The sequence below is a fragment of the Streptosporangium becharense genome, from assembly GCF_014204985.1.
GTDB classification, from domain to species: domain Bacteria; phylum Actinomycetota; class Actinomycetes; order Streptosporangiales; family Streptosporangiaceae; genus Streptosporangium; species Streptosporangium becharense.
This window is the reverse complement of the sequence record NZ_JACHMP010000001.1, coordinates 5,604,371-5,616,651: the sequence shown is the minus strand read 5'-3', so window position 1 is coordinate 5,616,651 and position 12,281 is coordinate 5,604,371. Positions and strand designations below refer to the sequence as shown.

The following is a 12,281-nucleotide window of genomic DNA, read 5'->3' as shown; positions in this document are numbered from 1 at the left end:
ACTCGCCGCACGAGGCGGCGTCCACCTTGCCCGGCGACGTCGTCACCGGTCCCGCGGCGCGACGGGGCCCGCGGCCGGGCATCGGGGTTCATGTTCCCCTCGTCCCGGGCCGGCGCGACGGAGCCGCCGGGCCGGCGAGGACCACGGCCGGCGGGTCGCGCACCGACGACGGCGGCCCGAGCCGGCGCGTCCCGCAACGCGACACCCCGGACCTCCCGCCCAGGCCGAAGTGTGACTGGATTTCCTTTGAAAATTGATAATCTCAAATGGTTGTATGTGCTTGGATATCGGCACGATTGTGGTGACGGCACGTGGACAGCGACAGCCGCGGCACCGATTCCGAACGCGGCTGCGGGCGTCGTCCGTGGCGCGTGCCCGCCGTCCGCGGTGAGGGCGGGGATCGGTGAACCGCGCGCGGTCGCGCCCGTGCCCGGCGACCGACGGAGGATCACTCGATGAGCACATTCGACCTGCCCCTGGAAGCCCCCGTGGCGCGGATCGACCCGGACAGCGGGTACACGATGCACGGCAGGCGGTTCGACGACCCCTACGCCTGGATGGAACGGCTCGACGACACGGAGACCCGGGCGTGGATCGCCGCGCAGGAAGCGGTCACGCGTGCCGTGCTGGACGCGGTGCCGGGCCGCGACCGGCTGCGGGAGGCGGTGACCCGGGCGACGCGTCACGCGCGGCTGTCGCCACCGATCCCCGCCGGACCGCCGGGACACGAGTTCCTGTGGCAGGCGGACGCCGACGACGAGAAACTCGCGTTCCTGCTGCGGCGCGGCGAGGACGCACCGCTTGAGACGGTGCTCGACCCCAACACCTGGGCGAGCGACGAGGCGCTGGTGTTCGCCGTGCCGTCACCCGACGGCGCACTGGTCGCCTTCGGGAAGTCCGTCGGCAGCACCCACGACGCGGTGATCCACGTGCTGGACGTCGAGACGGGGCGGCTGCTGCCCGACCGGCCCCGCGGCACGAACCACATGTCGGTGGCCTGGCGTCCCGACTCGTCCGGGTTCTTCTACACGGCGTGCCCGGAGCCGGGCGAGGTGCCCCCGGGCGACGAGGCGCACTGGAACGCCGTCTACGAGCACCGGCTCGGGTCGGACGCGCCGGCCCGCCGGGTCTTCGGCGACGACCACGACAAGGAGTACTGGTGCTCGGTGAAGGTCACCGAGTGCGGTCGCTTCGCCGTGCTGTACAAGTGGGACTACGTGCACGCCAACGTCGTCCACCTGCTGCGCCTCGCCGACGACGCGCTCCTGCCGGTCGCCCCCGACATGCGGTCCGTCAACCAGGTGCAGGTGATCGGCGACTCGGTGCTCGTCCAGACCAACCTCGACGCGCCGCGCGGCCGGCTGTGCGTGGCGTCGCTGAGCGCGCCGACCGAGTGGCGGACGCTCATCCCAGAGAACTCCGACACCCTGCAGACCGTCACCGGGGTCGGCGGACGGCTCTACGCCGTCTACTCCCGTGCGGCGTCGCACCGTGTGCAGATCCACGCCGAGGACGGCACCCACCTGCGCGAACTGGTGCTGCCCGCGCTCGGCTCGGTAAGCCGCAACGAGGGCGACGGCACCATCAGCGGCATCGGCGGCTCCTGGAGCGGCGACGAGGTGTGGGTGAGCTTCATGTCGTACGTGCAACCGCCGTCGGTCTACCGCTACGACTACGCGAACGACCGCCTGTCGCCGTACCACGTGCCCGACATCGGGCTCGACGCGTCGGAGTACGTGACGGACCAGGTCTGGTACGAGTCGTCCGACGGCACGCCGGTGTCGATGTTCGTCGTCCACCACAAGGACCTGCCCCGCGACGGGCGCCGCCCCGTGCGGCTGAACGGCTACGGCGGCTTCAACATCCCGCTGGAGCCGCGCTTCGCGGCGCTCAACGCCGCCTGGCTGGAGCTGGGCGGCGTGCTCGCCTTCGCGAACGTGCGGGGCGGCGGCGAGTACGGCCGCGCCTGGCACGAGGCGGCCTGCAAGACGCGGCGGCAGAACGCCTTCGACGACTACGTCGCCGCGGCGCGCTGGCTCGTCTCGGCGGGTTACACGACACCGTCCAAGCTCGTCTCGCGCGGCAACAGCAACGGCGGCCTGCTCGTCGCCACCACCGCCGTGCAGGCACCCGACGCGTTCGGGGCCGTGTACTGCCGCGCGGCCGTCCTCGACATGATGCGCTTCCCGACGTTCAGTCACCTGAGCTCGGCGACCGTCGAGTACGGCTCGCCCGACGACCCGGTCGAGGGCCCGTACCTGGCCGGGTACTCGCCGTACCACAACGTCCGGGCCGACGGCCGCTATCCCGTGATGATGTTCGCGTCGGCGATGAACGACCGGATGGCACCGCCGTACGACCCGCTCAAGATGGTCGCCCGGCTCCAGGCCGAGGCCAAGCTGGGCGGGCCCTACCTCCTGCTGCCGCTCCACGCCTCCGGGCACGGCGGCGGCACCACCCTGACCGCGCTCATCGAGCACGACGTCGACGAGCTCGCCTTCTACTGCCGGGCGCTCGGCGTCACGCCGCACTCACCGGACGAGGCGCCCGGTACGGCGTCGTAGGGGAGGTCCGGTCAGCGGTCGAGCGGCGGGACGCCCGCCCAGTCCGGCAGCGGCTCGCATCTTCTTCTCCACTCCGCGGGCAGCCGGTCGGCGTGCCCCGAGGAGGCGATGATGCCGCCGACGATGGCGCAGGTGGTGTCGATGTCGCCGCCGACCGCCGCGGTGGTCCACATGGCCGCCTCGAAGTCGTGGCGTTCGCGGGCGGTGACCCAGAGCGTGAAGGGGACGGTGTCCTGCGCGCTGATCCGGCTGCCGTTCCCCAGCGTGCGGGCGGCGAGGCCGGGGTCGTCGACGGCGAGCAGCCGCCGGGCCTCGGCGATGCCGTCGCGGACCATGCCGGGGGGCACGTGCTCGGCGATCCTGTCGAGGAATCCCTCCGCAGGGAGCCCGGGTTCCGTGGCGACCGTCGCCGCGGCGACGGCCACGGCCACGGCGCCGGCGACCCCCTCGGGGTGGGCGTGGGTGACCTCCGCCGACAGGACGGCCTGCCGGACGACCTCGGTGAGATCGTCGGCGAACCAGGCGCCGAGCGGCGCCACCCGCATCGCGGCCCCGTTGCCCCACGAACCCCTGCCCTCGAACAACTCGGCCGAGAGCGCCCGCCAGTCGCCGCCCCCGTGCACGAGGGGGAGCATCCGGACCATGGCCGCGCCGTATCCGCGGTGGGGTTCGTAACGGGCCGCGAAGCTCGCGGCGAGCCTGTCCTGGTCGATGACACCGTGGTCGGCCAGGACACGGTGGACGCAACACGCCATCTGGGTGTCGTCGGTCCACTCCCACGGGCCCGCCGGGGGCGTCCGGTCGGGGAACGACCGGTAGTTGGCCAGGGCGAAGAACTGGGAGCCGAAGGCGTCGCCGAGGGCCAGGCCGTGCAGGGAGACCGCGGAACGCGTAGAAGGGTTGGCTGCCATCGTCGTCATGGTAACAGCCTTGTTGATCATCACCGGCTCACGGTGTCGCCGATGCCGCGGGGCTTCGCGGATCTCACCGACCGCCGGAGGGCGTCACGCCGGCCGGACACGGTGACCGGGAGGCCGGACGCCGGCCGGTCCGTCCACCTGACCGGAGGGCCGGCCGCGGGAACGAGCGAACGGGTGTCCTGGCGCGCGACCGCACCGGGTCGCCGTCCGCCGCCCGGCCGGCGACCGCGTCACTAGCATGGTCAATCATGGAGCTGCGTCAGCTGGAGTACTTCGTGGCCGTGGCGGAAGAGGCGAGTTTCACCAGGGCCGCCGCGCGACTGTACGTGGCCCAGCCCGGCGTGAGCGCGCAGATCCGCCGGCTGGAGCGGGAACTCGGCCAGGAACTGCTCGACCGCACGGGCCGCACGGTGCGGCTCACCGAGGTGGGGACCGCGGTGCTGGCCCACGCCCGCGCCGTGCTGGACGGGGTCGCCGGGGTGCGCCTCGTCGTCGACGAGTTCACCGGTCTGATCCGCGGACGCGTCTCCATGGGCATGGTGCGCTCGTGCTCGTCGGTCGACCTGCCCACGCTGCTGGCGGACTTCCACAAGGACTATCCCGCGGTGGAGATCACCCTCTCCGAGGAGAACTCCGACCAGTTGCTGGACGGCGTCAGAAGCGGGCGGTTCGACGTGGCGATCGTCGCCGTGACGGCCGTGGACCCCCCGAACGTCGAGCTGCAGGTCATCGTCGACGAACCGCTCGTCATCGCGGTCAGCCACAGCGACCAGATGGCCAAGTGCTCCACCGTCACCATCGACGCCCTCCGCGACCGGGCGCTGATCAGCCTTCCCCGGGGCACCGGCATGCGGGCCTGCCTGGACGAGGCGTGCGCCGCCGCCGGCTTCGAGCCCCGGGTCGCCTTCGAGGTCAGCGATCCCGCCGTCCTCACCCAGCTGGCGGTCCGCGGTCTGGGGCCGGCGGTCCTCCCGGCGTCCATCGCCGCCGGGTATCCCGGGGAACTGCACGCGATCACCGTCACTCGGCCCCGGCTGCACGGACGCATGGCACTCGCCTGGCGGGCCGAGGGGCCCGTCGGCCCGGCGGCCCGGGTCTTCATCGACCACGCCCGGATCGCGCTGGCGGGCACACCGGCCCGTGAGGAGCCGGACGTCTCCTGAGCCCCGACCGGATCGGGAATACAGCGCGATATCCGATATGCGATATCCGAAATGCCACGCTCGCGGCCTGGGAAAACGCACTTCTTCCGGTGTATTCGCCGAACCGGTGAATACGACCGTGTTCTACGGGAACGGCGACCTCGTACCCCCAGCTGAAACGGCGTCATAACAACGGGTTCTGCCAGCGAGAAAGGCCGGGTCTTGGACGTACGATCCGAACCCGCCCAGGATGGGACGGAGGAATTGGGGGCCCGGCCGCGCACACAGGCCCGATAACGGCGAGTGAAGGACTGTTGCAGATGGCTTCTGACAGCACACGGAATGATTTCTCCGATCTGGAGAAGCAGGTGCGCGGCCCGCTGTTCCTTCCCGGGCGGGACGGCTACGAGGAGGAGCTCAGCGGTTTCCAGACCGGTTTCCGCCACCGGCCCGCGGTGGTCGTCGGCGCGACCGGCGCCGAGGACGTGCGCGCGGCGGTGCGGTTCGCCGCCGAGCACGGGACGGCGGTCGCGGTCCAGTCCACCGGGCACGGGGTGACGGTCCTCGACGAGGGCGGCGTGCTGATCACCACCGGGCGGATGTCCGGCGTCACCGTCGACCCGCGGGGTGGGTACGCGCGGATCGAGGCGGGAGCGCGCTGGGCCCAGGTGGTCGAGCGGGCCGAGCCGCACGGGCTGGTCCCGCCGAGCGGTTCCGCCGGGCACGTGGGCGTGGTCGGCTACACCCTCGCCGGCGGCATGGGCCTGCTCGCCCGCGAGTTCGGTTACGCCGCCGACCACGTGCGTTCCCTCGACGTCGTCACCGCCGACGGCGAGCTGCGGCACGTGACGGCCGACAGCGACCCCGACCTGTTCTGGGCCCTGCGCGGTGGGCGGGACAACTTCGGGGTGGTGACCAGCCTGGAGATCGACCTCCAGCCGGTCGAGCGCATCCACGGCGGCGGGATGTTCTTCGGTTCCGAGCACGCCGCGGCGCTCCTGGACTTCTTCCGCGAGTGGACCGCCCGGGTCCCCGAGACGATGACCGCGTCGCTGGGGATGATCGGCTACCCGCCGATCCCGGTGTTCCCCGAGCCGCTGCGCGGCAGGCACGTGGTGCACGTGCGCTTCGCCACCACCGACCTCACCGGGGGCCCCGCCCTGGTGCGGCCGTGGCGGGACGTCGCCCCGCCACTGCTCGACGAGGTCGGTGAGCTGCCCTACCGCGAGGCGGGGTCGATCTACCGGGAGCCGGACTTCGCGCACGCCTACGACGGCAACAGCGTGCTGCTGAGCGAGCTGGACCCGGCCGTGCTGGACGCGGTCCGTGAGCTGGCGGGCGCGGACGCGCCGGTGCCGTGCATCGTCGACCTGCGTCACCTCGGCGGTGCCCTCTCCCGTCCCCCCGCGGTACCGAACGCGGTGTCCTTCCGGGAGGCGCGGTACATCCTGCGGGTGCTGTCCTCACTCGACGGCCATGAGCTCGCGGACGTGCGCGCGGCGCACGAGCGGCTCTACGACGCCGTCTCACCGTGGACGCTCGGGCGGTCGCTGAACTTCGTGTACGGCGAGCGGGCCCCGGGCGACTTCCGGACCGAGCTCTACGAGAAGGCCGTCCTGGACAGGCTGGTCTCGCTCAAGGCGGTCTACGACCTGGCGAACCTCTTCCGGCGCAACCAGAACATCGAGCCCCCGGGCGGGACGCCCTCCGTGGGGAGCACCGGCGGAAAGCACCGCTGATCGACCGGGAGGGGCCGGGCCCGTGAGAAGGGCCCGGCCGGTGGGAGCCCGCAGGAACCGGAGAGAACCGCCACGAAAGGAGCCGCGCCTGCGACGACCGATGACTTCTCCCGCAGACAAGCAGAAGTGAATGACGACATGACTCCCTCAAGCAGAGACGTGAACCCGTGGGCCGCCCTGTCGGCGCTCTGCATCGGGTTCTTCCTGATCATGATGGACACCACCATCGTGAACGTCGCGATCCCCGGCATGCTGATCGACCTGAACGCCGATCTGAACCAGATCACCTGGGTCAACAGCGTCTACCTGCTCACCTACGCCGTGCCGCTCCTGGTGGCCGGCAGGCTCGGTGACCGGCTGGGCCGCAAACCGGTGTTCCTCACCGGTATGGCGATCTTCACCGCGGCGTCGCTGTGGTGCGGGGTCTCCGGCGGCGTGGAGACGCTCATCGCCGCCCGTGCCCTCCAGGGCGTCGGCGCCGCGGTGATGGCGCCGCAGACGATGGCCTTCATCACCACCCTGTTCCCCGACAACCGGCGTGGCGCGGCGTTGGGTGCGTGGGGCGCCGTCGCCGGTGTGGCCACCACGGTCGGCCCGCTGCTGGGCGGGCTCCTGGTCGGTACCGCCGGCTGGCAGTGGATCTTCCTGGTCAACGTGCCGATCGGCCTGCTCGGGCTGGTCCTGACGGTGCGGCTGGTGCCGGGCGGGCAACCGCGGCACAACCGGCGGTTCGACGTCGTGGGCACGCTGCTGTCCGGGCTGGGCCTGCTCGCGCTGGTGTTCGGCCTGCAGAACGGCCAGCACTACGGCTGGGGCACGGTCTTCGGGCCGGTCACCGTCACCGGGGTCATCGTCACCGGCGTGTTGTTGCTGGTCGCGTTCGTCGGGTGGCAGCGGTACAACCCCCGGGAGCCGTTGATGCCGCTCACGCTGTTCCGGCGGCGCAACTTCAGCGCGGCCACCGTCGCCGCCGCCTCGATCGGTTTCGCACTGACCGGCCTCTACCTGCCGGTGACCCTCTTCCTGCAGTCGGCGTTGCAACTGTCACCGCAGCAGGCCGGGCTGCTCATGGTGCCGATGGCGGTGTCCGGCGGGATCGCCGGCCCGGTCGCGGGCACCCTCTCCGACCGGATCAGCGGTAAGTGGGTGGTCCTGACCGGGTTCCTGATGTTCGCCGGGGGAATCGGGGCGGTCGCGGCGGTGACGCGGCCGGACGCGAACCCGTGGGTGGTGGCCCTCGCACTGCTGGTGTGCGGCACGGGAGCCGGATCCGCCTTCGCGCCGATGGCCAACGTCGCGATGAGCGGCATGCCGCCCGGGTTGATGGGTGCCGCGTCCGGCACGTACAACGCCGTCCGGCAGGTCGGCAGCGTCGTCGGCATCGCCGCGGTGAGCGTGCTGTTGCAGGCCCGGCTGTCGGACTCGCTGCGTTCCTCGGCCACCGCGGCGGCGGCGGACCTGCCACCCGGGTCGCGGCAGGAGTTCGTCGACGGGGTGAGCCGGGCGGGCACCTCGTCCGAGGGCTTCGGCGCGGCGCCGCCGGCGGTCGGAGACGGGCTCGCGGACCTGGCCGCCCGGACCTTCCACGAAGCGCTGGCGCACGCCGCCGGTACGACGCTGCTGCTCCTGGCCGGGGTGCTGGTGATCGGTTCGGTCGCGTGCCTGGCGATGGTCCCCCGAGACCGGGAGGAACACCGGACGCGGAAGGAGAAGGTGGAGGAGCCCGTCGGCGCCGCGCGCTGAGCGGCGGGAACCGGGTCACGGGTGGCAGGTGAAGAAAGGCCGGAAAACGGTTCCGGCACCCGACTGCCCGGGGCCCGGTGGTTCGCCGATATGGCCCGGCATCCGCTGGTTCAACGATTCATCGGCCCTGCGGAAAATCCAACTCATAAACCGTGCTTCTGACAGCGATCAGCACTGCCTATTGGAGTTCCGGCTTCCACTGCTCCACAGTTGAATGAAAGAGAGGATTCGACCATGACGGAAATCCGTGAACGCGCCACCACGCCCGAGGACCTGACCCGGCTGTTCGTGGAGCGGGCCAACGCCCGTGACGCCGACGGGCTGGCGGAGCTCTACGCACCCGACGCGGTGCTCGCCTATCCGCCGGGAGAGACGACCGTCGGCCGGGAGGCGATCCACGCCGTGCTCAAGCAGATGGTCGAGCACATCCCCCTGCCGTTCCCGGTGGAGGAGCCGCTGCCGACGGTCCACTACGGCGACCTGGCCCTGACCTCCACCCGCGCCTCCGACGGCACGGGCGGCCGGGTTCAGGTCGTACGCCGGCAGCCGGACGGCACGTGGCTGCGGGTCATCGACCGCCCCGAGATCCCCGACGAGACCTGACGGTCACCCCCGCGCTCACCGGGCCGGCCGGTGCTCCTCGGTGCCTTCGGTGCTCCTCGGTACCTCCGGTGCTCAGCCGTGCTCCTCGGTACCTCCGGTGCTCCTCGGTGCCCCCCGGTGCTCAGCCGGAGGGACGCCGGGGCTCACCGGGCCCCGCCGGATCTCCGATCTCCGGCGGAGCGGAGGCCGGCCCGGCGCCGCGTCTCACCCGCGGCCCCGGCCGACCGGAAGCGATCCCGGCGGCAGGGCATGCGGACGCGACGGCACGGCGCGCGCGTGCGGTGTCACGAGGCCGGGAAGGCGTCACCGGTCGCCCGGCACTCCAGCCGCGCCGCGATCTCGTTCCAGCGGGCCGCGACGGCGCGCGCCATGGCGGCTATCTTCGTGGCCTGGTGCGCGGGAGCCCGCATCACCAGGTCCGCCTCACGCCCGCGGATGATCCGGCCTTCCAGCCAGCGGACCATGGCCCGCCCCTCGCTGGTGTACCTGACGGCGGGGTCTCTCTTGAGGGCGTCGAGGGCGGCGCCGAGGTCCACCGGCTGCGACCCCGTGGCCGGTCTGCCGGGACGCGGTCCCGGTTCGCCGGGCGTCTCGCCGCCCGGCAGCGGGCTCTCCCCCCTGCTCAGCCGTTCGCGGACGTTCCGTGCCGTCTCGACGGAGATGCCGGCCGACTCGGCGATCTCACGCAGCGGGGCGTCCGGCTTCCGGGAGAGGATGTGGCAGGCCCGTAACCGGCCCTCGGCGGGGCTCAGCGGCCGGACCCGGCCGTCGCGGCCGACCCGGACGGCGGGCTGGGCGGTGTGCGCGGCGGAGTCCCGGCGCAACGCCCCGACGGTCTTGTTCGACAGCCCGACCCTGGCGGCGATCGCCCGGTCGGACCACTCGGGGAAGTTACGCAGGATCCTCCTCGCCGACTCCTTGCGGTCGGGCAGGGAGAGGGGTAAGCCGTGCTTGACGTTGGCCTCGACCGCCAGCACGAAGGCTTCCTTCTCCGACCCCTCGAAGTAGGTCACCTCGACGGTCTCGCGGTTGCTCAGCCGCGCCGCGTGCAGCCGGTGCATGCCGTCGACGACCTTCATCGTGGGGCGGTGCACGACGATCGGCGGCAGTTCGTCGACCTTCTCGGCCAGGACCCGGAGGTGACCCCGGTCGAGGCCGCCCAGGCGGGGCGAGTCGGCCTCCCGCAGGGCGGCGACCGGGACACGGGCCACCGGGCCGCCGGGGCACCCGCGCCGGACGGGCCCGGCGGAACCGCCGGGTGCCTTCGGCGAGACGGGTCGCGGGACGTCGGTGCCGCTCTGACCGGCTGTCGTCGGGTTCGCTGCCGTCAGGCCGGCTGTCGTCGGGTTCGCTGTCGTCGGGTTCGCTGCCTTGGTGGTCAATTCAACTCCTTCGTCACACGCGCCGCTGTCAACGCTTCGTCGGTGTCCTCCAGACCACTCCCGAGGATTCCGCCCCGAGATCCGGCGTGAGGGTGCGCGACCCGCGGTCCCCCGCTCTCGCGACCGGTCGGCGCCCGCTCTCGCGACCGGCCGGCATCCGGTCGGCTCCCGGCCCCCGTCTCCGACCGGCGCCCGGTCGGCGTGCGGCCGTTCACCGCCCGTCCTCCGCCCGGCACGCCACCGGGAGAGCGGTTTCTCCCGCACCCCGGCCTCCATGAATTCGCCGCCTGACCTCGACCGCCTCGCAGATAGTCGCTAAAGGACTCCTTAATGTATTTGTGATACGACGGATTGGCCTGAGAGTTTGCTCGAAACGCATTTTACCCCCGGGCATGACCTCGTTTCCTGACGGGTGTCGTGAGTGCACGGGGCATGCGCGTCGACACCCAGGGTCAACGTGTTCCGGTGACGGCCGGCGACACACCGGATTTCGCCACTCCCCCGGTGGAGGGCGGGTTCGGCACGGTTTTCACAGCGCGGTGCCGGACATGCGGGGTCCGCCTGGGAACAATCCGTCAACGGCAGATCTCCCATCAATCACGTCCTGCACCGGGATGTATGACGGACAGGCGTGCGGAAGCCCCGGCGGAACATGTTCCGCCGGGGCTTCGTGGTGTCCGTCCGCGCCGCCGTGGCCGGGGAGCCGCCGTGGCCGGGCCGGCGCCTCCGGATCAGGCGGGCCGTGAGGGCGGCGTGCGGTCCCCCGCCGGGGAGGCGACGGCGACGCGGTTGCCGCCGGGGTCGGCGACGTAGGCCACCCGCTCCCCCCACGGCATGACCGCGGGTTCGCGCAGCACCGGTACGCCGTCGGCGCGGAGTCGCTCGACGACGGCGTCGAGCGCGTCGACGAAGACGAACATCTCCATCCGGGCTCCGCCGTCCCCGGGATGAACCGCCAGGTCAGGCCGATCCCCGCCGCCCCCGGGACGAACCACGGGGTCGGGCGGCGGGTTCGCTCCGGAGACGGCGATCTCGTTCGCGCCGCGGCGCAGCCCGACGAAGCCGGGCTCGCCGGTGGCCGGGTGCCGGGTGTGCGGGACGAACCCGAGCCGCTCGTAGAACCGCGCGGTGGCGGAGACGTGACGGGTGTGGACGACGGGAAACGCGCGCCGACCGGCGGCGTGCTCCCCCGGACGCTCCACGGGAGGCTCCGCGACGTGCCGCTCCGCGGCTCCCGCGACTCCCGCGGTCCCCGCAGCTCCGATGGCTCCGGCGGCTCCCGCGATCCTCGCAGCTCCGATGGCTCCCGCGGCTCCGGCGGTTCCGGCGGTTCCGGCGGTCCCCCGGCTCACGCGGCGACCCTGTCGGCCTCGATCTTCCAGACCGGCAGCCGGGTACGCCCCTTCTCGTCGAGTTCCGGGTGTGCGCCGACCTTGTCGAAGAACTTCTTCATCGGGGCGGCCACGCCCGCGAACACCGATCGGGACAGGTCCGTGACGTGCCAGCCCGCGTCGGACAGGACGGCGCGCACGTCGTCCTCGGCCACGGCCAGCGGGGCGGGCATGCCCCCGGGGACGTCGGCGAAGCACAGCATGTTCAGGGTCGCGCCGGGCCTGGTGGCGCGGTGCAGCGCGGCGACGTACCGCAGGCGGCCCCGCTCGTCGAGGGTGTGGTAAAGCGCGCTGTCGAGCACGGTGTCGAACCGGCCCTCATACCCGGACAGGCTGGTCGCGTCCGCGACGGCGAACTCCACGTCCAGCCCCCGTGCCCGCTGCCGGGCCTGCTCGACGGCGGTGGACGCGGCGTCGACGGCGGTCACCCGGTAGCCGAGGCCGGCCAGGAAGACGGCATTGTCCCCGGGACCGCACCCGACGTCGAGTATCTCGCCGCGGAAACGCCCCTCACGCTCCATTTCGACCACCGCCGGCTGCGCCTCCCCGATGTCCCACGGGACGCTTTTGATCGCCGCGCCGGGCAGCAGGTCACCGCCTTCGTAAACGGCGTTGAAGTCGGCGGTCGTGAAGTCGTAGGTGCTCATGGAAAGCTCCTTTTCCGAGAATTCGGTGACGGCATCCAGAGTGGATGGGATCCGCAGAAGTATCGCCTTCAGCGTGAGCCGTGCGGAAGAACGCCGAAGGGCCACGACATCCCAACCGGGGAAATTCCCCGGTTGGACGGCGCCGGTCGG

At 72.1% G+C, this 12,281-nt stretch carries 9 protein-coding genes; 5 read left to right on the top strand and 4 right to left on the bottom strand.

Annotated elements, in window-relative coordinates; all coding sequences use genetic code 11:
* The first annotated feature begins 455 nt into the window (after positions 1-455).
* Positions 456-2,564, top strand: coding sequence for a prolyl oligopeptidase family serine peptidase (locus tag F4562_RS24665; protein ID WP_184540921.1), 2,109 nt, complete (start codon positions 456-458; stop codon positions 2,562-2,564).
* Positions 2,565-2,575: 11 nt separating this feature from the next.
* Here the strand turns inward: F4562_RS24665 and F4562_RS24660 are convergent, their stop codons facing one another.
* Entirely contained in the window at positions 2,576-3,475 is a 900-nt protein-coding gene (locus F4562_RS24660) for an ADP-ribosylglycohydrolase family protein (RefSeq protein WP_221206766.1), read from the bottom strand.
* A 257-nt stretch (positions 3,476-3,732) separates the two neighbouring features.
* Here F4562_RS24660 and F4562_RS24655 point away from each other — a divergent pair, with 257 nt between their 5' ends.
* The 4 genes from F4562_RS24655 to F4562_RS24640 all read left to right on the top strand — a co-directional run bounded on the left by F4562_RS24655 (position 3,733) and on the right by F4562_RS24640 (position 8,711).
* Entirely contained in the window at positions 3,733-4,647 is a 915-nt protein-coding gene (locus tag F4562_RS24655) for a LysR family transcriptional regulator (protein ID WP_184540923.1), read from the top strand.
* 299 nt (positions 4,648-4,946) lie between these two features.
* Positions 4,947-6,365 (top strand): FAD-binding oxidoreductase, encoded by a 1,419-nt coding sequence (locus F4562_RS24650; protein ID WP_184540924.1) that lies wholly within the window; start codon positions 4,947-4,949, stop codon positions 6,363-6,365.
* Positions 6,366-6,491: 126 nt separating this feature from the next.
* Positions 6,492-8,108 (top strand): MFS transporter, encoded by a 1,617-nt coding sequence (locus F4562_RS24645; RefSeq protein ID WP_311733943.1) that lies wholly within the window; start codon positions 6,492-6,494, stop codon positions 8,106-8,108.
* Positions 8,109-8,342: 234 nt separating this feature from the next.
* Positions 8,343-8,711, top strand: a complete 369-nt coding sequence (locus tag F4562_RS24640; RefSeq protein WP_184540926.1) for a YybH family protein — start codon at positions 8,343-8,345, stop codon at positions 8,709-8,711.
* Between the two features lie 284 nt (positions 8,712-8,995).
* On the opposite strand, the gene F4562_RS24635 is transcribed toward F4562_RS24640, so the two are convergent.
* From F4562_RS24635 to F4562_RS24625, 3 genes are all read right to left on the bottom strand, one after another.
* Positions 8,996-10,093: a ParB/RepB/Spo0J family partition protein gene (locus tag F4562_RS24635; protein ID WP_246473550.1), complete on the bottom strand. Its 1,098-nt coding sequence runs from the start codon at positions 10,091-10,093 to the stop codon at positions 8,996-8,998.
* A 731-nt stretch (positions 10,094-10,824) separates the two neighbouring features.
* Entirely contained in the window at positions 10,825-11,295 is a 471-nt protein-coding gene (locus tag F4562_RS24630; protein ID WP_184540928.1) for a VOC family protein, read from the bottom strand.
* 146 nt (positions 11,296-11,441) lie between these two features.
* Positions 11,442-12,131, bottom strand: a complete 690-nt coding sequence (locus tag F4562_RS24625; protein WP_184540929.1) for a class I SAM-dependent methyltransferase — start codon at positions 12,129-12,131, stop codon at positions 11,442-11,444.
* Between the last annotated feature and the right edge of the window lie 150 nt (positions 12,132-12,281).